Annotated in this window: 14 protein-coding genes; 3 read left to right on the forward strand and 11 right to left on the reverse strand. The window is 59.9% G+C overall.

What is annotated here, in order from left to right:
• Position 1 precedes the first annotated feature (1 nt).
• Entirely contained in the window at positions 2-4,255 is a 4,254-nt protein-coding gene (locus HMPREF1153_RS07095; protein WP_009646266.1) for an acyl-CoA dehydratase activase-related protein, read from the reverse strand.
• A gap of 364 nt (positions 4,256-4,619) precedes the next feature.
• Here HMPREF1153_RS07095 and HMPREF1153_RS07100 point away from each other — a divergent pair, with 364 nt between their 5' ends.
• Genes HMPREF1153_RS07100 through HMPREF1153_RS07110 form a run of 3 tightly spaced genes read left to right on the forward strand, consistent with a single transcriptional unit; the run spans position 4,620 to position 7,297 of the window.
• Positions 4,620-5,573: a magnesium transporter CorA family protein gene (locus HMPREF1153_RS07100; protein WP_009646203.1), complete on the forward strand. Its 954-nt coding sequence runs from the start codon at positions 4,620-4,622 to the stop codon at positions 5,571-5,573.
• 21 nt (positions 5,574-5,594) lie between these two features.
• Entirely contained in the window at positions 5,595-5,825 is a 231-nt protein-coding gene (locus HMPREF1153_RS07105; RefSeq protein ID WP_006190798.1) for a hypothetical protein, read from the forward strand.
• An 11-nt stretch (positions 5,826-5,836) separates the two neighbouring features.
• Positions 5,837-7,297: an MATE family efflux transporter gene (locus HMPREF1153_RS07110; protein WP_009646269.1), complete on the forward strand. Its 1,461-nt coding sequence runs from the start codon at positions 5,837-5,839 to the stop codon at positions 7,295-7,297.
• A gap of 98 nt (positions 7,298-7,395) precedes the next feature.
• Here the strand turns inward: HMPREF1153_RS07110 and addA are convergent, their stop codons facing one another.
• From addA to HMPREF1153_RS07160, 10 genes are all read right to left on the reverse strand, one after another.
• A complete protein-coding gene (gene addA, locus HMPREF1153_RS07115; protein ID WP_009646202.1) occupies positions 7,396-11,151 on the reverse strand; it encodes a helicase-exonuclease AddAB subunit AddA in 3,756 nt (1,251 codons plus the stop codon).
• Complete coding sequence (gene addB, locus HMPREF1153_RS07120; RefSeq protein ID WP_037370167.1) at positions 11,148-14,582, reverse strand: helicase-exonuclease AddAB subunit AddB; 3,435 nt, start codon at positions 14,580-14,582, stop codon at positions 11,148-11,150. Before addB ends, addA begins: the two co-directional genes overlap by 4 nt.
• Before the next feature lie 86 nt (positions 14,583-14,668).
• Positions 14,669-15,637: a phenylacetate--CoA ligase family protein gene (locus HMPREF1153_RS07125; RefSeq protein ID WP_009646259.1), complete on the reverse strand. Its 969-nt coding sequence runs from the start codon at positions 15,635-15,637 to the stop codon at positions 14,669-14,671.
• A gap of 36 nt (positions 15,638-15,673) precedes the next feature.
• A complete protein-coding gene (locus HMPREF1153_RS07130) occupies positions 15,674-16,462 on the reverse strand; it encodes a CheR family methyltransferase (RefSeq protein WP_009646228.1) in 789 nt (262 codons plus the stop codon).
• A 202-nt stretch (positions 16,463-16,664) separates the two neighbouring features.
• On the reverse strand, positions 16,665-17,111 hold the full coding sequence (locus tag HMPREF1153_RS07135) for an Hsp20 family protein (RefSeq protein WP_006192295.1): 447 nt from the start codon (positions 17,109-17,111) through the stop codon (positions 16,665-16,667).
• Between the two features lie 102 nt (positions 17,112-17,213).
• The gene (locus HMPREF1153_RS07140) at positions 17,214-18,254 is read right to left on the reverse strand and encodes a FecCD family ABC transporter permease (RefSeq protein WP_009646233.1); all 1,041 of its coding nucleotides are present in this window, start codon (positions 18,252-18,254) and stop codon (positions 17,214-17,216) included.
• Positions 18,251-19,084 carry an ABC transporter ATP-binding protein gene (locus HMPREF1153_RS07145; RefSeq protein WP_198003328.1) on the reverse strand — a complete coding sequence of 278 codons (834 nt, stop codon included), beginning with the start codon at positions 19,082-19,084 and terminating at the stop codon, positions 18,251-18,253. Before HMPREF1153_RS07145 ends, HMPREF1153_RS07140 begins: the two co-directional genes overlap by 4 nt.
• 106 nt (positions 19,085-19,190) lie before the next feature.
• On the reverse strand, positions 19,191-20,459 hold the full coding sequence (locus tag HMPREF1153_RS07150; RefSeq protein WP_009646186.1) for a nitrogenase component 1: 1,269 nt from the start codon (positions 20,457-20,459) through the stop codon (positions 19,191-19,193).
• On the reverse strand, positions 20,452-21,753 hold the full coding sequence (locus HMPREF1153_RS07155) for a nitrogenase component 1 (RefSeq protein WP_037370163.1): 1,302 nt from the start codon (positions 21,751-21,753) through the stop codon (positions 20,452-20,454). Before HMPREF1153_RS07155 ends, HMPREF1153_RS07150 begins: the two co-directional genes overlap by 8 nt.
• Positions 21,743-22,555 (reverse strand): nucleotide-binding protein, encoded by an 813-nt coding sequence (locus HMPREF1153_RS07160; protein WP_009646275.1) that lies wholly within the window; start codon positions 22,553-22,555, stop codon positions 21,743-21,745. Before HMPREF1153_RS07160 ends, HMPREF1153_RS07155 begins: the two co-directional genes overlap by 11 nt.
• Between the last annotated feature and the right edge of the window lie 15 nt (positions 22,556-22,570).

The raw sequence follows: 22,570 nt of genomic DNA on the forward strand, positions 1-22,570 counted from the left end.
GTCAGCGCCGCTCAGCATCATTCGCTGAAGCAGAGTCGCGATGCGGATTCCGCTCCTTGGCGACGGCCAGCATCAACTTGATGCGGTTGAGCTGATTGACCTCCGAAGAACCGGGGTCACAGTCAATCGCCACGATATTTGCCCCTTTGTAATCACTTCGGAGACTGTGAATGACGCCCTTGCCCGTGATGTGGTTCGGCAGGCAGCCGAAGGGCTGCAGGCAGACGACATTTGGCACGCCCTCATGGATGAGTTTGACCATCTCGCCCGTGAGGAACCAGCCCTCACCCGCCATATTGCCGAGCGACACATGCTTCTTCGCGAGATGTGCCGTTTCGCTGATCTTGTACGGCGGCGTGAAGCGACGACTCTTCTTCAGCGCCTTTCGCATAGGGCGGCGGAAGAACTCGACGAGGCTGATGAACATCTGCGCAAACAGCTTGTCCTTGAGCCTGCCCGCAAAAAGCTCGCGCTCGACGATGGAATCGTACGCCATGTAGAGGAAGAAGTCCGCAAAGTCCGGCATGACGACCTCGGCGCCCTCCTCGATCAAGACCTCCTCGATGTGGTTGTTCGCCACGGGATGATACTTGACGAGAATCTCACCGACAATGCCGACTTTCGGCTTCCAGATCCCCTCGACAAGAGGCAGCGCATCAAACTCCTGCACCATGCGCCTGACCGTGTCCGCATACTTGAAATAACTTCCATCCATAAGCTCGGCAAGGCATTTTTCATGCCACTTTTCATACAGCCGTTCCGCCGCTCCCCGCTCCTTCTCGTACGGCAGTGTCGCATTTCTCAGCTTTTGCAGCAGGTCGCCGTAAAGGAACGCCTTGATCGCATCGACAAAGCAGCTTCGGTCGAGGGAGAACGCATCCGTTTCGAGTCCCCAGCACGCGAATACAGGCACCTGCGGATAGCCCGCATACTTCAGAGCCTGGCGCATCAGTGCCATATAGTTCGTCGCACGGCACGGTCCACACGTCTGAAACAGCAGGATCGACGTGTGATCGGGATCGTACTCGCCCGATTTCAGCGCAGCGAGCAGCTGGCCGATGACGACGATGGCGGGATAGCACATGTCGTTGTTCACATAGCGCAGCCCGAGATCGATCGCTGCCTTGTCCGGCAGAGCCGGCACGACAACCTTATAGCCATGCTTTTCGAGCACGGGACGCACGAGGCTGAAATGAATCGGCGCAAGCTGCGGCGCGAGAATCGTATGCGTGCGGCGGCACTCCTCCGTGAAGCGCGGACGCTCCTCGGCGGCCGTTGGCTGAAACGGCGTCTTCCTGCGGCGTGCGAGAGCCGCGATCAAAGAGCGCAGGCGTATGCGAGCCGCACCGAGGTTGCTGACCTCGTCGAGCTTGATCATCGTGTAGATATGATGATGGCTTTCCAGAATCGACTTGACCTGTCCCGTCGTCACGGCATCGAGTCCGCAGCCGAAGGAACTGAGCTGGATGAGCGTCAAGTTTTCGTGCTCGGCGACGAAATGCGCCGCGTGGTAAAGGCGTGCGTGATAGCTCCATTGATTGACGATGTTGAGTCCCGCACCCTTGACCGGCAGATGATAGACGGCGTCCTCCGACAGGATGGCAAGGCCGTAGGAAGCGATCATGTCGGATATGCCATGATGAATCTCAGGATCGATGTGGTACGGCCTGCCGACGAGCATGACGGCAGGCTGCTTCGTGCGCTCGATCTCGCGCAGGATGCTCACGCCGTAATCACGCACGTCCTGCTTGTAGTTCTCAAGTTCCGCGTAGGCAGCGAGTGCCGCCTCCTTGATCTCGCCCTCGGAAAGACCTTCGGAAGCGCCGAGTTCCTCAAAAAGGCGTTCAACCATGCGCTTCTTGTCGTCAAGCGGCAAAAAAGGCTGCAGAAATTCAATGTTCTTTTCGCGCAGCACGTCCATATTGGCACGGATATTCTCTGCATAGGATGCAACAACCGGGCAATTGTAGTGATTGTCGCCCGGATGCTGCTCGTCGATGACATTGAAAGGGATGCACGGATAAAAAATCTTTCGGACGCCCTTTTCCACGAGATCCATGATATGCCCGTGCACAAGCTTCGCCGGATAGCAGAGGGAATCCGACGGCACCGTCGCCATGCCCTTGTAGTAGAGCGCCGCCGACGACTTGTCCGACAGCACGACCTCGTAGCCAAGTTGCGTGAAGAATGTAAACCAGAAAGGATAGTCCTCGTACATGTTGAGTCCGCGCGGCAATCCGATTGCACCGCGCGGTGCGGCGGCGCCCGTCAGCGGCTTGTAGTAGGCGAAGAGGCGCTTGTACTTGTAATCGTAGATGTTCGCCGTCTCCCGATTCTCGCGCTTCGCCTTGCCAATGCCGCGCTCACAGCGGTTGCCCGTGAAGTACTTGCCGCCGTCGCTGAACTTCTGCATGGTGATCAGGCATTGATTGCCGCAATGCCTGCAACGGTACGAACTCGTCGATACAGAAAAGCCTTCCAGCGCATCGGCAGCGAGTATCGAAGAGTGCTCAAGCCCCTCCTCCTGTGCGAGAATAGCCGCGCCATACGCGCCCATGAGGCCCGAGATATCGGGGCGCACGACATCGCGCTCGATGAGCTTTTCCATCGAGCGCAGGACAGCATCGTTGTAGAACGTGCCGCCCTGCACGACGATATGCTCGCCAAGCTCCTTGACATCCTTGAGCTGCATGACCTTAAAGAGCGCATTCTTGATGACGGAAAAAGCGATGCCTGCCGATATGTCGCTGACCGCCGCGCCGTCCTTCTGCGCCTGCTTGACCTTGGAATTCATGAAGACCGTGCAGCGCGTACCGAGATCGACGGGCGCTTTCGACTCCATCGCCATGGCGGCGAACTCCCCCGCCGTCATGTTGAGTCCCTGCGCGAAATTCTCGATGAAGGAGCCGCATCCCGCCGAACAGGCCTCGTTGAGCGTGATGTTGCCGATGCTGCCGTCCTTGACGAAGAAGCATTTCATGTCCTGCCCGCCGATGTCCATGACGAACGTGACCTCGGGGCAAAACTCCTGCGCCGCACGCAGATGGGCGAACGTCTCAACCTCGCCCGCATCCGCGTGAATCGCCGCCTTGACGATCGCCTCACCGTAACCCGTCGTAAGTGCGCCCGCGATGTACGTCCTTTCGTTCATCGCAGCGTAAAGCCCCTTTAGCTCACGAATGACCGTATGAAGCGGCGACCCTTGGTTGCTGCCGTACGACGTGTAGAGAAGCTCGCGCTCCGTACCAATCGCCGCGAGCTTCGTCGTCGTCGATCCGGCGTCGATGCCGATGTAGATCGGCCCTTCATACGCGGCAAGATCGCCGCGCCGCACCTTCGCGCGGTCATGGCGCTCCTTGAACGCCGCATAGTCCGCCGCATTGGAAAAGAGCGTGAAGTCCGCCTGCCTCGTCTCCTTCGCCGCCACGTCGCGCGCCTTCTCCATGCTCTCTTCCAGGCGCGCCATATCGACGACCTCAGTCTCCTCCGAGAGTGCCGCACCGAGCGCGACAAAAAAATTCCCATCGGGTGCATCGACGACGTTCTCGGGGGCAAGCTGCAGCGTCTCGATGAAGCGTTGTCTGAGAACGGGAAGGAAGTGCAGCGGTCCGCCGAGAAACGCGACATTGCCCGCAATCGGACGCCCCTGCGCGAGATTGCTGATCGTCTGATTGACGACAGCCTGAAAAACGGAAAGGGCAATGTCCGCCTTTTCCGCACCGTCGTTCATCAGAGCCTGGATATCTGTCTTGGCAAAGACGCCGCAGCGAGAAGCAATCGTATAGATCTGCTTCCCCTTCTCCGCGAGTGCATTGAGTCCTGCCGCATCCGTCGAAAGAAGCGACGCCATGTGATCGATGAAAGAACCCGTGCCGCCTGCACAGACGCCGTTCATGCGCTGTTCAGGCGCATCGCCGAAGTACGTCACCTTGGCGTCCTCGCCGCCAAGCTCAACGACTGTATCCGTCTCGGGAATCAGCGACCTCACAGCTGAAGCGCACGCGATGACCTCCTGCACGAAAGGCAGCCCGATATGCTGTGCGACGCCCATGCCCGCCGAGCCGGTCAGTGCAAAAGAAAACTTCTCACCGCCGACGATCTTCTTGAGGCTTGCCAGATTCTCGCAGAGGGAAGCGCCGATCTCGGAAAAATGGCGTGCGTAGTTTTTGAACACGATCTTCTTCTCATGATCGAGGACGACGAGCTTGATCGTCGTCGAGCCGATGTCGATCCCCACATCAAATATAGAATTCATGAACTCACCGCCTAAAATCTAGGATAGTATATGCTGAAAATATCTGACAGAAAAACCTGCCGTAACGTATGATTCAGTCTCAAACTTATTCTTGTATTTTAACGCTTTTTCTCTCTGGATTCAAGGATAATTGTTTCCCAAAAACGCCAAAAACGTACTTAAACAGTTGACGAAAGCTCTTCTCTGGAGTAAGCTAAAAGAATAATCGTTGTTCGTATTTGTCTTAAGGAAAGCTGGTGAGGAAATGGACGGAGATCACCCTAGTTGCACGACAAATAAAAAGAAAACGCTCGGAAGCCTCCTTTTTCTCAAAGCATCCTGCATTTGACTTTGGGGAGCTTCCGCGAAAGGAGACTCCCTGTCTATGCTCAAAATCTTCAAGTCCCTTGAGAGCGGTCCCCTGCAGACTCTGACGCTCAAGACGCTCGAAAAGGGCGCATGGATCAACATCATCGACCCCACGCCCTACGAACTCAAGGTTGTCAGTAACCTCACAGAAGTCGAGCCGGACTTTCTGCGTTCCGCGCTCGACGACGAAGAGCGTTCCCATACGGACGTCGAGGACAACTCGGTCATGGTCCTGACCAATGTCCCTGTCATGCGCGGCCAGGACAGCTACGATACGCTGCCGCTCGCCATCATTCTGACGGCGGACTACTTCATCACGGTCTGCTTGGAGGACACGCCGGTTCTTTCAGAGTTCAATGAGAACACGGCGAAGCTCTTCCGCACATTCAAGAAGACGCGCTTCCTTTTTCAAATCCTCTACAAGTCGGCGACCTTCTACTTGCGCTATCTCAGGCAGATCAACAAACACTCGGACGAAATCGAGCTGAACCTGCGCCGTTCGATGGAAAACAGCGACATCCTGCGCCTTCTCGAACTACAGAAAGGCTTGACCTATTTCAGCGCGGCGCTGCGCTCCAACGGCGCCGTTCTCGATAAGCTTCTGCGTCTGCGCTCCAACCAAAGTCTGACGCCCATCATCAAAATCTACGAAGAGGACGAGGACCTTTTGGAAGACGTCATCATTGAGAACAAGCAGGCACGCGAGATGGTCGAACTTTATAACAAGATCCTCGCGCGCATGTCGGATACTTTCTCTTCCATCATCTCGAACAATCAGAACCTCGTGATGAAATTCCTCGCTGCCATGACGATCATCCTCGCGATTCCGACGGTCATATCGAGCTTCTTCGGCATGAACGTCCCCGTCCCGCTGGCAGACGACTCGACGGCATTCCTCTCCATCGCCATCCTCGCCGCCGTCATCGCCGGAGCGTCATCGTATGTCCTATGGCGCAAGAATATGTTTTGAAGCTACGAATCGGAGGCAAGTATGGCATCCCTCATTGAATCCGAGCTAAAGAGCGGCCTCATCTTCGGTGATGCAGAAAACGCCGAATACGTCTACATGCCCGCGAGCGAGATCGGCGTCAAAGATCCTGTCTGCGTCTACGAAATGGGTGATATGCGGGACGATGTAGACATCAAAGAAGCACTGCGGCTCATAAGAATCCGCAGCCTGCGCCCGAGCACACATCCAAGGCTCGGAAAAAGCTCGTGCTAGAATCGAATTTTATGGACAAGATTCTTGGCAAACTTCGTACTTTGCGGTATCGCGAGCGGATTTACGGCATGCACAATCCGCTCACTTATGACTTTCTTCATCACAATCTGCACCATCTCCACGTCCTGCTCTTCCATAGTGCCGATCAGCAGGATTTTACATGCGGGGCGATCCCGCGTCAGCTGCTCGTCTTCATGCTGCCGATCCTGCTCTCGCAGCTCCTGCAGCAGTTCTACACGATTGCGGACACCGCCCTTGTCGGACAGGTGCTCGGCGCACAGGCACTTGCCGCCGTGGGCACGGCGAGCCTCGTCCTATCCGTCATCGTCAATTTCTTCATCGGCTTCTCGGCGGGACTCAGCGTCCTCGTCTCCCACCTCTACGGGGAAAAGGATTATTCGCGTCTCAGCGCACTCGTACAGAGCATCTTCATCACCGTCGCGTTGTTCGCCGCTCTCTTTACGGCGGCCGGCATCGTTCTGACCGAGCAGCTGCTCGCGGCACTCTCCACGCCCACCGAACTCATCCCGGCAGCGAGCCTCTATCTGCGAACCGTGCTCTACGGTATGCTTGCACAGCTTCTCTACAATACAGCGAGCGCCATCCTGCGAGCGCTCGGCAATACGACGAGCGCTCTCCACTATCTCGCCGCCGCTGTCGTGCTCAACATCGCGCTCGACGTCGTGCTGCTCATCATCATTCCCTGCGGCATTGCAGGCGCGGCAGCCGCGACCGTCCTCGCGCAGTATGCAGCGGCGCTGCTCGCCCTGTGGAAACTGTTCCATCTCCACGGCACATGGAAACTGCGCTTTAGCCGCCCCTTCTTCGCTTTGGGGCATCTCCTGCCCATCCTCAGCACAAGCATTCCCGCCGGCCTCCAGGCCGTCTTTATGAGCCTTTCCTCCCTCGTCATCCAGACATACATCAACTCCTTCGGCTACGCGGCGATGGCGGGCATGACCGTCTATGCACGCATCGAGGGATTCCTCTACTATCCGCTCTTTGCGTTCGGCATCGCGCTCACAAGTTTCATCGGACAGAATGTCGGTGCACACGACCTTGCTCGCGTGTGTACAGGGCTTCGCATAAGCCTTCGTCTCGCGGCGGGCGGGGCAATGGGCATGGCGCTCATCGCAGGTCTTGCTGCGCCCGCGCTCATCGCGCTCTTCACAGACGATCCCGCCGTCGCTGCGAATGCGCTTGACGCCGTTTACTACACATTCCCCTTCTACTGGCTCTATGGCATCAATCAGATCTACATCGGCGCGATCCGCGGTTTGGGGGACACCCTCTATCCCATGTTGACCGCACTCGCCGCCTACTGCTTCTTCCGCGTCGCATGGTGCTGGGGCTGGGACATGATCGGCATCCACTCCATGCACATCGTCTACAGCGCCTACAGCGTCAGCTTCTTCGTCATGGCAGGATTGCTGTGGTTCGGCTGCCGAAGAGCGTTGTGCCGCGTCTCATGAAGAGCGAACGCTGCCTTTCTATCAAAAAGCAAACAGCCCGACGGATTTTCGTCGGGCTGTTTGCTTTTTGACTCCCAGCTCTTGCTGCATCCTCTTCCCTACAACTGCACAATGCTGCCGTCCTGCAGCAAATAGAGGCAACGCTCCGCCACCTTGCGACCCAAGATCGCTTCCACGGCTTCCGTGTAGATCTCGATCTGCAGGCGGTACTTCTCTCGCACGGCTGCGGGACGCGTGTTCTTGTCCGTCTTGTAGTCCAAGAGCACGAGTGCGCCGGCTTCGTCCTCGAAGAGCACGTCGATGACACCCTGGACGAAGATTCGTGCCTCGGGCTCAGCTTCAGGATAGAAGCGGTGCGCTTCGAGGCGGCGGCTGAAGGGGAGCTCGCGCCAGAGACGCCGTGCCTTCTTCATGCGCGTGCCGAGCGGCGACTGCAGGAAGGACGCGACGGCATCCAGACGGACGGCTTTCGCCTGTTCGGGCAGAAGCAGCTCCTTTTCCACCATATTCGCCAGCTGCTTTTCCAAACCCTCGCGGCCAGTGTCTCCCGCGAGGTCGATATGCTGCAATACTGCGTGCATAAGCGTGCCGTATTCCGCCGCAGAAAACCCTGCCTTTTCCTGCATGAAATCGGGGCGTTTGAACACATTCTTGGAACTGCCATGCACTTCCTTCAACGGTATATAGACCTTCTCCTCCGCCGCATCTTCGACGGAGAAGCGACGCTTGAGTTCCGTGACGGAGAGCTTCGCCGGTACGTTATCGACGCCGTGCGGCGCGTACTGCCAAGCGAGCATCCGCTCGACAGCGTCCCTTTCCGCGCTCGCTTCCAGCGGCTCTCCCCTGCGCAGTTTCTCGAATAATTCGTCGTCTTCGGCGACGGCGGCGCTGACGCTCTTGACGACGGCGGACGGCACGATTTCCACCTGCCAGCGCGAGTCGTCCTCGCCTTTGGGCGCGACGCGCTTTTCGAGGAGCGCGGCCTTCTCCCGCAGGGGGGCGCCGTCCGCATGACGTGCAACGGTCATGCCGAGCCAGTCGAGGAAGGAGTTTGCCGCAAGCGCCGCATGGGCGGGAAGCGCACGCTCCGTCTGCGTGACGAAACTGCACCAGCCCTCTGCGCATGCAGCGAGCTTCTTCGTCGAGCCGACGAGGATGAGCTTTTCCCTCGCACGCGTCATCGCCACATAGAGGACGCGCAGTTCCTCCGCCTTGCTCTCGCGCCGGATGCGCTCGGCGACCGCCTCCCGCGCAAACGTCGAGTAGCGGAGCGACTTCTCGCGTTCCGTGCGATAGAGTCCAAGCCCCAGTTCACGGTGCATGAGGAGGTCTTGCGAAGCGTCCTGCATGTTGAATTTCGAGCCGAGTCCCGCGACGATGACGACGGGAAATTCCAGCCCCTTGCTCTTATGAATCGTCATGATGCGCACGACGTCCTCTCCTTCACCGAGCGTGCGTGCGGCGGAGAGGTCGGTTTCCATCTGCTGCATCTTCTCGATGAAGCGCAGGAAGCGGAAGAGTCCGCGAAAGTTCGTCTCCTCGTAGTCGCGCGCGCGGTCGGCGAGCATGCGCAGGTTCGCTTGGCGCAGAAGCCCGCCCGCCATGCCGCCGACGTAGTCGTAGTAGCCCGTGTCACGATAGATCTGCCAGATGAGTTCGGGCACGCTGACGCGCCGCACGAGGTCGCGCCAATCACACAGGACGCGCAGGAAGGCATCGACCTTTTCTCGCAAAGATGCGGAGAATTTCGCTGCAGGGTCATTGACGACGAGGAGCGCGCCGAAGATGTCCTCTTCGGGCGCGGCGAGCCGAAGTTCCGCCAGTTCGCTGACCGACAGTCCGACGATCGGCGAGCAGAGCACCGCCGCGAGCGGCACGTCCTGACGCGCATTATCGATGACGGCGAGCACGGCGAGCACGACGCGCACCTCCGTCGCTTGGAAATAGCCGGCATCGAGCGTCGCATACGCGGGGATGTCGGCGTCGCGCAGCGCTTCGAGGAGGATGTCCGCCTTGCTGCGCACGGCACGCAGAAGGATCACGATGTCACGCCAGCGCAGCGGACGATAGCTGTCCTTGTCGGCGACGAGAGCACCGCTCTCCATTAGTTCCCGCACGCGCCGTGCGATGAATGCCGCCTCCAGGGCGAAGCCCTTGAGTTCTTCTTCCTCTTCGCCATCCGGCATCTCTGCACCGCCATCTGCCACAGCCGAAGTTTCCGCCTTTTCCTCGTCCTCTTCCTCAGGCTCAACAGACGATTCAGCGTCGCTCTCGATGATATGCAACTCGGTCGCACCCGCAAGGCTCTTTGGCGAATCCTCGGGATAGTGCGCCGCAAAGTGCAGCGCCGCGGCATCATCGTATGTAAGCTCCATCGCCTCGGGCGTCATGAGCTGCGAGAAGATCCAGTTCACCGCCGCGAGCACGCCCGCGCGGCTGCGGTAGTTCTCCGAGAGGTCAATGCGTGCATACTTCTCGCCCAAGGCCGGATACTCGCGCTGCTTCTTGAGGAAAAGCTGCGGGTCGGCAAGACGGAAGCGATAGATGCTCTGCTTGACGTCGCCGACGGCGAAGAGGTTGTCCGCACGCGCGACGAGAGAGAGAATCGCCTCCTGCACACCGTTCGTGTCCTGATACTCGTCAACCATGACTTCCTCATACTTCTCGCGCAGGGCGAGCGCCTGCGCCGAGGGGCGAAGCTCTCCCTCCGGCGCATCCTTGTCGCAGAGGACGGCGAGCGCGAAATGCTCCAAGTCGTTGAAATCGACGATGCCGCGCTCCTTCTTCGCCGCCTGAAAAGAGGCGGTGAAATCCTTGACGACATCGACGATGGCATGAGCCATGCCCGAAAGGGCGCGAAGATCGTCGAGAAGCTCCTCTTCCGTCGCATGAAAATACGTGTCCCTGAGCTTTTTGAGACGCTGTTTCACGCGATCGCGCGGCTGCGTAAAGAGACGCTTCGCCTCCTCCTTTTCCTCCTCGTCCATGCCTTTGGGGAAGCTCATCCTCGCATGAGCATACGAAGAGAACGCCTGCCGCAGTCCTTCCCAATCCCTTGCCGCCAAGGCGTCGAGCAGGTCTTTAAGGATTTTCTCGTCTCCCTCCAATGCGGCATGGCACGTTTCATAGCCGAGCGCCGCCGCCTTCTCGACGAGCCGTCCGATAGCGGCGAGACCGGCGGCAAGCTCAAAGGAAATCTGCGCGAGCACGGACTGCGCCCACGGCGTAGCGAGAAGACGCTGCTGCTCTGCGAGGTCGAAACTCTCGGCAAGCGCGTCGAGCCAGAGCGTGGGAAAGGGCTGACTGCACGAAAAGGCGTGGAGGCGCAATACCATGGCATAGAGCGCTTCGTCGCCGCGCTCCGTACCGTAGGCGGCGGCAAAGGAAAGGAAGTCCTCCTGCGCTTCGTCATACTTTTTTTCAAAGACTTCTTCGAGCGCATCCTGCTGCAACAGACGCTTCTCCTGCTCGTTTGCAAGGCGGAACTTCGGATCGAGGTCGATGACGGAAAAGTTGCGCCGAATGACGTTCTGGCAGAAGGCGTGAAGCGTCGAAATCGAGGCGTTGGAAAGGAGCGCAAGCTGCCGCTCAAGCTTCGGCGACACCGTGCCCTTGGCGATTTCCTGTGCGAGAGCCGCTTCGATGCGCTCGCGCATCTCAGCGGCAGCGGCGTTCGTGAAGGTGACGACGAGAAGCCGGTCGACGTCCGTCTCCCCTTGCAGGATGCGGCGGATGATGCGCTCGACGAGCACCGAGGTCTTGCCTGAGCCGGCCGCCGCCGCGACGAGCAGATTCTTTCCCCGTTCCTCGATCGCCCGCAGTTGTGCCGCAGACCATTTGCGTGCGTCGCTCATTCGGCATCCTCCTGTCCTTTCAATTCCATGCTGTCCATCAATTCCGCATCCTCGTGGCTTTGCAACCGCCGATAGGAAAAGCCCGGCACGAGCGGGTCGAAGCCGCAGACGGCGATGTATGGGCAGAAGCGACATGCCGTCCTGTCCTTGAGGCGGTACGGCAGGGCGCGCACCTCGCCCGAGAGGATCTGCCTTCCCGTATCCTTGAGAATGTAGGCGATGTAGTCGAGCAGGATGGCGAACTCCTCTTCCGTCTTGACGTAATCGAGCTTCCGCTTGTCGATCTCGCCTTTCTTCGTCAGGGCGACCTTCGTGAAGCTGAAGGTGCTGTCGAGTGCGCGTATGACGTCGGCGTCCGCAAGCACCCAGCCGGGCATCTTGAGCTGCCCCTGCAAAAGCTTCTTCGCCTCCGCCTCATCTATGCGATGAGGCGCTGTGACGAGCGGATTCTTCAAGAAGCAGTAGAGCATCGCTGCGGGCAGAAGTTCCCTTTCCTCGGTGTGCGCGAGGAGATTTCTGGCGACAAGCAGATAGGTCAGAAGCTGCAGTCTCAGACCGTAGTACACCTCGATGAGGTTGATGTACGCTACACCCGTCTTGTAGTCGAGGATGAGGAAGTAGCGCCCCGCCTCGTCCATATCGATGCGGTCGATCTGCCCCGTGATTTCAAGCGAAGAGCCGTCAGCGAGCGCATACGTCAGCGGCGGCAGGCTGCCCGCGCCGCGTCCGAAGGAACGCTCGAAGGCGACGGGGCGGAACTCGCTGGCCGCATCGAGTTCGATGAGGCGCACGAGCGCCTTTTTCGCCGTCTCCTCGATGCGCACGAGGAGATTCTCGTACTGCTTCGAGCTCAGGAGGATTTCATTCTGCAGCCGCGGCGCAAGCAGGCCAAGGATCTCATGCAGGATCTCGCCGCACTCCTCTTCTCCTACGTCGCGCCAGCGTCTGCCGTCCTTTTTCAGCCGCTCGCCAAATTCGCGCAGGGCCGCATGAAGTAGCACGCCGAGGTCAAGCGTGCGAAAGCCATGCTCGGGGCGCTCCGCCAGATGCAGGCCATAGCGTGCGAAGTGCTGGAACGGACAGGCGCGAAATGACTCAAAGCGCGTGACGCTGCCGCGCAGACGGCGATTCTTCGTGTAGAGCGCCGCTGCCAGCTCCTTGGGCAAAAGCTCCGCCGCAGCACGCGAAAATATGCCCTGCAGCACTTTCTGCAGGACAATGCTCATCTTTTTCTCCCCCAACGCCCAGTTGTAGACGTCGCACCAAAAAGGATCAAGCGTCCCCTTCTCACGGTAGCTGCGCAGCGCCGCCGCTAGAGCCGTCACCGCCTGACGACCGCCCGCAAAGAGGCGGCGCTCCGCCCCCTCCAACGGAACGGTCTGCAAAGGAACAGCGGGCAGGACGGCGCGGATCTGCCCGAGCAGAGAGGCGGGCAGGAGAGCCTTTCCTTCCGTATCGGCAAGCGCGTAGGAAACCCACAGATAGTCACGCGCTTCCGTGAATCCTTTGTAGAGCAGGAATCTCTCGTTGAAACTTCCCTCGGCGGAGCCTTGCGGAAGCTCCAGCCCAGCCTCCTTCAAATGCAGCCGGTCAGCATCGGAGAGCAGCCCCTTCTCCTGGCTGCGGCGCGGCATGACGCCCTCGTTCGCGCCGAGAATGTAGATGGCACGTGCATTTTCTACACTGTTCCAGTCGAAATCGGCGACGGTCACATAGTCGAGTCCCGGCGGAATCAAGGAAATCTGCAGGGCGTCAAGCCCGTCGCCCAAGACGTCCTCAAATTCGCGCACCTTGATCGTCTCGTCGCCGCTCGTCTCTGCCATCTGTTCCAACAGGGAGATGACGTCGTCCCAGATTTGACGATGCTCGCGCGACTCAGCGAGGCGACCCGCCTTCTCCGCCTCGTCCGCCCACCGCTCCAACGTCTGCGGCACGTCGAGCGCGAGCAGCAGACGATAGAGCGCTTCAGCGTAGCCGCGCACCGTCGATGCCGCCTTCACCTGAGCCGCAAACTCCTGCAGGGGCTCTGCCACGGCGCGGCGGCAGGAATTGATCTGACAGAGGCGCTCCGCTTCCTTCTGCGTCGCGCCCTCTTCTTCCTCGTCCAAACTGCGGCGGCGATGCCAATGCCAATCCTCTTCCATCGTCCAGCGCGAGCCGCGAATGCCGAACTCCAGCACATAGTTTTCGAGCAGGTCGATCCACTCGCGCGTCTTTTGGAAAAATCCCGTCTTCAGTGCGCGGAACATGGCATCGTAGCGCCAGCCGCGCAGCACCTCGAAAGCCGAGCGCACAAGTTCGGCGAGCGGATGATGGACGCCCGCACGCTTGTTGTCGCGAAAGTACGGGATGCCGCAGTCCTCAAGCGTCAGGGCGAGCATGTCGCCGTAGGCGGCCTCGTCGCGCGTCAAGATGGCGATGTCGCGCCAGCGCAGCCCCTTCTCGCGGCACAGGCGCACGATGTCGGCAGCCGCCGCCTCCATTTCCAGCCGCCTCGTCGCCGCCTCGACGAGCGCGACGCCCACCGCCCCTGCCTGCGGTACAAGGGGGAAGGAAAACGCCGTGCGCTCGATGGCGGCAAGCGCATCGCTTTGAAAGCGCTGCCTCTCCTCCAAACTACGCACGCGCACAGGAATCTGCATCTCCTGCGCCAACCGCCGCAGTTGCTGCAAGGTCTGCGCCTGCCGATAGAAGAGGCTGCCCTCGCGCTGCATGGCCGTCTCGTCCGTCGGATCGAATGTCAGCGTGATATGCACATTCTTCGTCTTTTGGAAGAGCGCCGCAAGAATCTTTCTTTCCTGCGGGTTGAAGAAGGAGAGGCCGTCAACCCATACCTCCGCCCCCTCCAAAAGGCGCGAGGAAGGAATCTTCTCGGCAAGCGCGTCGAGCATGTCGCCCGTATCGTTGTAGCGCCCCGCCATCTTCTCGCGATAACGGCTGTAGATGAGCGCGAGATCCACGAGCTTTCGGCACAGATCATCGTCAGCGAGCGCAGATTTCGCCTGCAGCAGGGCGTCGCCGTCGATGCCGTAGCTGCGCATCTCCTCCATGGCTCTTTCCAGCGTCTCCGTAAAGCCGCGCTGCTTCGCCGCACGCGCGAATGCCTGCAGGCTGTCGCCTTCTTCGGCGAGGATACGCTTCAGCAGAAGCCGTCTGCCCACGCTCGTGATGCGTGCGGCTGCCGCACCGCCCGTCTCCTGCAGCACATGACGCGCAAAGCGCTTGAAGCCAAACACGAGACCGCGCACGAATCCCTCGCCCGCACCCGCCATCATGGCGGCGAGGCGGCGCTCTGCGCGATACGTCGCATGTTCGGGCAGGAGAAGCACGAGGGCGCTGCCCATAGGCTCTGCCTTCATGCGCTCCGCCATGCCGGAGAGGCAGGCGTGCGTCTTTCCCGTTCCCGCACGCCCCAGGATGAACTCGATCATATCTTCTCCCTCGTTTCCCATTCGTGCCAAAGAAAAATGCCGCGCGGCATAAAAGATGCCCGCGGCATTTTTGTCATACAAACGGCTCAGCGCGTCAAGCCGAACGGCGTCGCAAGGCGCACGAACGCACGGCCGCAGCCGCACGGCTCGTCGAGCCGCATGACCGCCTGCCCCGTGCGGTAGCGTATGAGCGGCATCGCCTCTGCGGCAAGCATCGTGACGACAAGCTCGCCCATGCGTCCTGGCTCATGAATGACTTTCGCGCCGCTGAACTCAATGAGCTCCGTGTAGCAGTAATCCTCCTGCACATGATGCCCCTGCCCCTTGCCGCACGGATAGAAAAGTCCCGCCGTGCCCAGCTCCGTCGAAGCGAAGAGATCATGCACCTCAGTCTGCAGCCGATCCGAGATATGGCGTCTCATCGGATTCGAGATCGCCTCGTTCAGACAGACGACCGTCTTTATGGGCAAGGTCGACGGCTCGATGTTTTTCATCTGCGCGTGCACGATGAGCTGCATGACGAGCGGCTGGCTCGCCAAGAGCGTATCCATACCCGTCAGGCGCACGAGTTCGACCGCCGACTGCATGTCCTCGCCGAGCAGCACGGTCGTCGCGCCGATCACCTCCGCCGCCATCTGCAAATCGAGCAGCTGTCCGTCCGACATGTCGCCGAGAATGCCGACGACAGAAGCGCGATGGACGCCCGTCGCTGCGAGAGCACGCGTCAACATGTCGACGTTTCTCGCAATGTCGCCGTTCGTATACATCTTGACGACAGCGCCCGTATGATTGCGGCAGCTGATGCGCAGGACACCGCTCAAAGGAAGCGTGAGGAAATCGAACGGCGATGTCGCGAGGATGTCGGGCAGAGAAGTGAACGGCAATTTCTCGATGTCTTCCAGCTTCTCAATCTGCGACGCGCAGCCGTTTGCAAACTTCGTGCGGTAAAAGGCGCTCTTCTCACTCGCCCAAGAAACCGCCTTCTTCAGGCGCACAAGCTGCAAATCCCGCAAATCATCACGGCTCATGCACTCGATCTTCTCGTTTGCAAACACCTGCCCCGCCCCCTTTCCTCAAAGATGTCGCCTCGCTCACGCCAGCGGTCTCTGATAAAAGAAAGGCTGGTAACTTGTGTAGCCGATCTTGCGGAAATTCAAAATTGCCTCCGTCGCGCCGACGAAGAGGATGCCTCCGGGCTTCAGTGCGCGGAAGAAGTTCGTGTAGAGGTCGAACTTCGCTTCCTCCGTGAAATAGATGACAACGTTGCGGCAGAGAATCAGATCGAAGCCCGTCTCAAAGGGATCCTTCAAAAGGTTGTGACGCTTGAACTCGATGAGCTTCTTGATGTCCTCATGCACGGCAAACGTACCGTCGCTTCCCTTCGTGAAATATTTGTTGAGGCGCGGACTCTCGACGCACTTGAGCTCGTTGTCCGTGTAGACGCCCCTCTTCGCCTTGGCAATGATCTCGACGTCGAGATCCGTCGCGAGGATGCGATGCTGCTTGCCCGGCGTCATCTCTTTCAAGATCATCGCCAGAGAATACGGCTCAGCGCCAATGGAGCAGCCCGCGCTCCAGATATTGAGCTTGGGCGAGCGCGTCAACAAATCGGGAATGACGTCCGTCTCAAGCTTCGAGAACTTCTCCGGCGTGCGGAAGAACTCCGAGACGTTGATCGTCAGATATTCGATGAAGGCGTCAAACTCCGTCTTGTCCTGCGTCGCCATATCGAAATACTTCGTATACGAATCGTAGCCCTTGCGCGTCACAAGACTGCCGATACGCCGCTTCATCTGCGGCTCCTTGTAGAGATCAAGGTCGATCTCCGTCTTCGCCTTGAGCTTCCGCTTAAATGCGCCCCAATCCTGATCGTCCAACATATTCCTTTTACCTCCTGCCGGCGGGGACATCGCGTACGCCGCCGCCTCTCATTTCGTTCTACGAAAAGTGCCAAGCCGCTTTTCAAAGCGAGATGACACACCTTACTCTTTTTAATTCTACACAAAGGGAAAGAATCCTGTTTTTCTCATGAACGCGCTAAAAGGCTGCTGCACTGAGCAGCAGCCCATGATGACCCTCAGCCTACTTGATCTCTATGCTGTTCTTTTTGATGTCCTCAACGCCGAGCTTCGGCAGGACAACCTTGAGGATGCCATTCTCCATCGAAGCCGCACTTTCCTCCCACTTGATGCCGTCGACGGCGAAGGAACGCTCGAAGCGACCCGTGCGGCGCTCGCGCATCAGATACTTCAAGTGGTTCTCGCGCTCAGGAACTTCCACGGCAATCGTCAGATACTTGTCGTCCTCGTAGGTCAGAGAGACGTCTTCCTTGAGGACGCCGGGCAGTTCCGCTTCAATCTCATAGTAATTTTCTTCATCGAGGATGTCGCAGCGAAAAGAAGCGAGCGCCCCCGTCACCTTGCCAATGGGATTGAGCGGCTGCTCCATGATGAAGTCCACCACGCGCTCCACCGTATCGCGCGTCTTCTCCGCATTGTTTCGGAAATTGAAAGGTATGCTGCGAATCATGACGTTTTCCTCCGATCAACACTCACGTCCTATTCTCATTTCTTATATTATACGGTGTTTTGCTAAAAAATTCAAGCGACGGACAAGGTGGTCGAGGAAAAATCAAGAGGTCAGCTTCATGTGGCGGCGCAGCAGATAGAGAAAGTACGGCGTACCGATAAATGCCGTCATGATGCCCACGCGGATCTCCATGCCTTGAAGCAGGATGCGCCCCAAGGAGTCGCAGACGACGAGGAATATGCCGCCGGCCAGGAGGCTTGCAGGCAGCAGCTTCCGATGGTCAGGGCCGATCAGGAGGCGCATCATGTGCGGCACGACGAGTCCGACGAAGCCGATGTTGCCGCTGATGCAGACGCCCGCCGCCGTCGTCAGCGACGCGAGCGCCAGAAACAGCAGGCGGAAGAAGGTCACGGGCATGCCTGCGGCACGCGCCTCGACCTCGCCGAATGCGAGGAGGTTCAGATGGCGTGAGAGGAGCAGCATGAGGAAGACGCCGCCGCTGATCGGCGCGATTCCCAGAAGGACATGATCCCAGCGGCGATAGTCGAGGCCGCCGATCGTCCAGAAAAGGTACTGCTGCATCTTCTGCTCGTTCATGACCGTGAGAATCGCTGCCGTGCACGCGCCGAGGAACATGCCGACGACGACGCCCGAGAGCAGGAGCGTCATGACAGGAATGCGCCCGTGGCGCATGGAAAGCGACACGGTAAGCCCCACGGCGAGCATGGAGCCCGTGAAGGCGAAAGCAGGCAGCGAAAAGACGCTGACAGCGGAGACGCCGAGCGCGATGGCGAGCACAGCTCCGACGGAAGCGCCGCTCGATACGCCGATGATGCCGGGATCGGCGAGCGGGTTGCTGAAGATGCCCTGCAGCACTGCACCGGAGATGCCCAGCCCCGCCCCCACCATGAGGCCGACGAGCGTGCGCGGCAGACGGATGTGCCAGAGCACCGCCTGCTGCTCGGGCGTAACCGTGACATCGGAAAAGAATGGCAGACCCGCCGCATGGGAGAAAGCTGCGAGCACGCACTCCATTGAGATGTCGTACTGCCCTGAGCTCATCGACAGGACGACGGCGAAGATGACGAGACACGGCAGAAGAAGCCAAAGAAAGAAGTTTTTCTTCTCGCAGAATCTTTTCACGACGCTGCCTCCTCCCTTCCCAAGATGACCTGCAGGAGATGTGATTTCTTTCCTGCACCCTTCTCCGCCTCCGTGAAGACCTCCGCATGATTCGTCAGCGGATTCTCCACGACCTTGACAGGCGCACCGTAGGCGCGTGTCAGAAGCTCTGCCGTCAGCACCTCGCGCGGCAGGCCGTCGGCGAGGAGCGCACCGCGCCCGATGAGCAGGAGGCGCGAGCAGAAGCGTGCGGCGAGGGAAAGCTCATGCGCGACGAGCACGACGGTCTTGCCCGCTGCACAAAGCTCGCGGCAAAAGCGGAAGATCTCCTCCTGATAGATGATGTCCAGCCCCGTTGCCGGCTCATCGAGAAAGAGCACGGGGGTCTGCTGTGCGAGCACCTTGGCGAGCAGCACGCGCTGGCGCTGTCCGCCCGACATGGCCTGAAGCGGCTTCTCCGCCAGTTCTGCGACGCCCGTGTACGCCATGCACGCCTCGGCGATGGCGATATCGTGCGCCTGCTCCTGCCGCCACCACGAGAGATACGGATAGCGCCCCGAGAGCACGACCTCGCGCGCCGAGTAATCGAACGTCATCTCCAAATGCTGCTGCAAATAGGCGGCGCTCTTCGCAAACTCCTTCGCCGGCAAATCGCCGATTCTCCGTCCCATGACAGAGATCTCGCCGGCGAGCGGCGCCAAGATGCCACGCATCGTCTTCAAAAGCGTGCTCTTGCCCGCGCCGTTCGGCCCGATGAGGCCGACCATCTCGCCCGCTGCAATACCGAACGAGACGTTCTCCAAGATCACCTGCCGCTCATAGCCCGCATAAAGGCCCGCAACCCGTATCATTTCCTGCAAATTCCACCGCTCCCTTGCTCGGAAAGCACGGATAAATCCAGTCGCCCGTCTTCACACATTCGGGCGAATTTATTTATCCGTGCTTCCTTTATGACATCTATAACATCCATTGTCGTCGCAGAATGTGACCATTCCAGAGCTGCTCCTCGATGGAGCGCGAGCCGCGCAGTCCCATGAACGGCGCATCCGTCAGCTGAATGCGGTCGAGCACAGGATAGGCGACGGGTAGGAACTGCGCGTGCTGCGGTGCGACCTGCGCCGCTTCGTTGCTGCTCGCGAGCAGCAGCCCGTTCTTCATGGAGGCGAGGAACTGCGCCAGCTCTGCCGTACGCGTCTCAGAAAAAACCTCGTCGGCGATCCCTGCGGCATCTGCCTCTGCCTCCGCCGCCACGGCGAGGCGGCGCACGTCCGCCCACTCCGTGCGCAAGGCTCTTGCCAAGCCCCAAGCCATAGATTCAGGCGCACGCACAAGAGCCTCGTCGAACCAAAGCTCGCCCCACATGCTCTTTATTTCGTTCAGGCGCAGGAAATCTTCCGTTTCCACACGCGAAAGTTCTTCCTGCACCTCCTTTTCACGCGGCGCGGGCAAAGCGCCAGCGATCTCTTCGAGCCAATGCCGCGTGCCCGCCCTGCCGTAAGGCGGCAGCGGCGCGACAAACGGCGTGCCGCTGCGCTCCAATAGCATCTCTGCCGGAGCGAGTCCCAACTCCCTGTGCACGACGATGTTGAGCGCGGCGGCGGGCAGATGCTGCAGCTCCTCCGCCGTCTCGCCGCAGCCGAGGACGGCGTTCACCTCATAGCCCGCCAGATGCAAAAGGCGCACGAGTTCTCGCGCGTCGTTCGCCCCGTTGCAGTAGCTCGCCGTCATGCCGAGAAGGTTCACGCCATGCGGCTTCTCCTCCTTCTTCTCGGGCAGAAGCGCTTCGATTGCCGCACATGCAGCCTTGCTCCAGCCTACGGCGAAGCTGCCCGCAAGGCCGCTGCTGTCGACGGCGACGACGGGCGCTGCAATGCCCGCCGACCGCGCGATGGCGGCTACATCGTCGCCGATCAGTCCTGCGGCACAGCTGCTGACGATGGCCAAAAGGCGCGGCGGCTCAGCGATATAGGGCTGCAGGGCTTCCAGCAGATAGTCCTCCGCGCCGAAGACGATGGCATCGTTGTCGAGCTGCGTGCAGCCTGTGCGTCGCACGGCATCGCTCACGCCATGCTCGACGTGGCGCAGCGCGAAGTAATGGCACCACATGGGGCCGTTGACGATGACGGCGGCGTCTTGCCAGGCGGCAAAAAATGCCATCGCGCCCGCGAGCGCACAGCTGTCCGTCCAAGCGCAGACATCATCGAAACGCCTTTCCTGCTCAGCCATAGATCAGACCTCCCCGGCTTTCGTGACGACAGACGATATGAACCATATCGCGCAGGAGCTTCTTTTCCATCGACCAGCCGACGGATGGCATGAGCGCGAGGAAGATCTGCCGCAGCCTTGCGTCGGTAAGCTCGTGCGTCGTCAGGACGAAATCCGCCGCTTTGAAAAGCGCCTCCGCCTCGCGGCTTCCCTCATGGGCGATCGGCGCATCCGTCAGACGCGCGACCTCTTCTTCCATGACCTCGCGCCGCCCGGGCAGGAACGAATCAAGGAGGACGACGCCCGCCAGTTCTACGCCCGCCTTCTTCAGAAGGCGCATGATGATCTTCGGCTGAAACCAGTCGAGGTCGCGCCCGATGGCGAATGTCACGCGCCTTTCTGCGAGAGTCGGCCGCACCTCGTCCACGGCGCGTTGAAACGCCGCTTCTTCCGCGCGAATCGCTTCTTCCGCTTCCCTTTCCCTGCCGCAAAGCCTGCCGACCGCACGCAGCCACTCCTTCGTTTCCTCCGAGCCGACCGCATAGACATCGGCAAGGTACGGCGTGCCGAAACGCTCATGAATGTGCCGCGCCAAGTCGACGAGAAGCGCCTGCTTCTCGTCGCTTCGCCGCCCGAGCACGATGAGAAGCTCCGCTGCCGGCACGACATCCATCTCAGACAGGGCGAGATACGACGGAAACTGCCCCTCGACGCGCAGGGAAAGAAACCCGAGCAAGCGGCACAATTCCTTCACGTACTCGCCGTGGACGCCGCCGCAGTCGCCGAGCAGCACGACGCTTCCCGCACGGCGCTCTGCCGGCTTCATGAAGCGATCGACGAGCACGCGTGCAGCGTCAAGGTAGCCTGCATAATACTCGCCGTCAAGAAAGCCGTGCGCCGAGACGGCGCTGACGGGCAGGCCAAGCTCTTGCTCCATCTCCTCAGCCACGGCGTACGTATCGTCGCCGATGACGCCGCTCACACAGGAATTGGCGATAAATATCGCTTGCGGCTGATATTTTTCTGCGGCGAAGCGTATGCACTCGCGCAGACGACCCTCGCCGCCAAAAATCGCCTCTGCGTCCGACAACGAGCTTGTCAGAAGCGGCACAGGCGAGAGGCGCACCTTCGTTCCCGCCGCACGAAGGCGATGGAAACTTCCCACATCCATGCCATGGGCGATGTGAGCGCACGGACGCGGGCTGTGGAAGATGACGAGAGCGCCGCGCACGAAGGAAAGCGCACGCCAGACGCCCGGCATGCTGCAGCTGCAATTCGTGCGGCGCATCACCACACGTTTCGCTTCAGTTCCCATAGCTTTCCACCAGATCTTCCAACTCTTCAAACGCCATCGGCTTGGGGATGACTAGGTTTTTATTTCCCTCAATCGCCGCCGCAAGTTCTTCGTAAACCTTCGCCTGTGCGGAATCCGGCGCGTAGGCGATGAGCGTCTGCCGATGGATCTCCGCCTCGTGTACGGCGGCAGAGCGCGGGATGTAGGCGATGAGCTTTGTGCCGAGGCGTGCGGCAAAGGCTTCCAAAAGCTCCTTCTCGCGTGCGACATCGCGCCCGTTGCCGATGATGCCGCCGAGCTTCACGACGCCTCGCGCAGCGAAGCGGCGCACGCCCTTGGCGATGTTGTTCGCCGCGTAGAGCGACATGAGCTCCCCCGAGGAAACGATGTAGATTTCCTCGGCATAGCCCTCTCGTATCGGCACGGCGAAACCACCGCAGACGACGTCGCCGAGTACATCGTAGATGGCGACATCGACATCGTCAAACGCATGGAGCGCCTTGAGCCTTTCGAGCGCCACGATGATGCCGCGCCCCGCGCATCCGACGCCCGGCTCGGGGCCGCCCGCCTCAATGCAGCGCACACCGCCGTATCCCTCATGCGCGATTTCTGCAAGAGAGAGTGCCGCGCCCTTCTTGCTGCGCTCTGCATCGAGCACAGTGAGCGGCGCAATGCGCCCCAGGAGAAGCCGCGTCGAATCGTTCTTCGGGTCGCAGCCGATCTGACAGACCTTCTTTCCCCCGCGCGAAAACGCCGCCGATACATTGGCGGCAGTCGTCGATTTGCCGATGCCGCCCTTGCCGTAAAACGCAATCTTTTTCAATCTCAAAGCCGCCTT

The sequence above is a fragment of the Selenomonas sp. CM52 genome, from assembly GCF_000292955.1.
Classification (GTDB): domain Bacteria; phylum Bacillota; class Negativicutes; order Selenomonadales; family Selenomonadaceae; genus Selenomonas.

Excerpts from the sequence above, each read along its gene's own strand:
- HMPREF1153_RS07095 (WP_009646266.1), bottom strand. The coding sequence starts at position 4,255 with ATGAATTCTATATTTGATGTGGGGATCGACATCGGCTCGACGACGATC.
- HMPREF1153_RS07100 (WP_009646203.1), top strand. The coding sequence starts at position 4,620 with ATGCTCAAAATCTTCAAGTCCCTTGAGAGCGGTCCCCTGCAGACTCTG.
- HMPREF1153_RS07105 (WP_006190798.1), top strand. The coding sequence starts at position 5,595 with ATGGCATCCCTCATTGAATCCGAGCTAAAGAGCGGCCTCATCTTCGGT.
- HMPREF1153_RS07110 (WP_009646269.1), top strand. The coding sequence starts at position 5,837 with ATGGACAAGATTCTTGGCAAACTTCGTACTTTGCGGTATCGCGAGCGG.
- addA (WP_009646202.1), bottom strand. The coding sequence starts at position 11,151 with ATGAGCGACGCACGCAAATGGTCTGCGGCACAACTGCGGGCGATCGAG.
- addB (WP_037370167.1), bottom strand. The coding sequence starts at position 14,582 with ATGATCGAGTTCATCCTGGGGCGTGCGGGAACGGGAAAGACGCACGCC.
- HMPREF1153_RS07130 (WP_009646228.1), bottom strand. The coding sequence starts at position 16,462 with ATGTTGGACGATCAGGATTGGGGCGCATTTAAGCGGAAGCTCAAGGCG.
- HMPREF1153_RS07135 (WP_006192295.1), bottom strand. The coding sequence starts at position 17,111 with ATGATTCGCAGCATACCTTTCAATTTCCGAAACAATGCGGAGAAGACG.
- HMPREF1153_RS07145 (WP_198003328.1), bottom strand. The coding sequence starts at position 19,084 with ATGATACGGGTTGCGGGCCTTTATGCGGGCTATGAGCGGCAGGTGATC.
- HMPREF1153_RS07150 (WP_009646186.1), bottom strand. The coding sequence starts at position 20,459 with ATGGCTGAGCAGGAAAGGCGTTTCGATGATGTCTGCGCTTGGACGGAC.
- HMPREF1153_RS07155 (WP_037370163.1), bottom strand. The coding sequence starts at position 21,753 with ATGGGAACTGAAGCGAAACGTGTGGTGATGCGCCGCACGAATTGCAGC.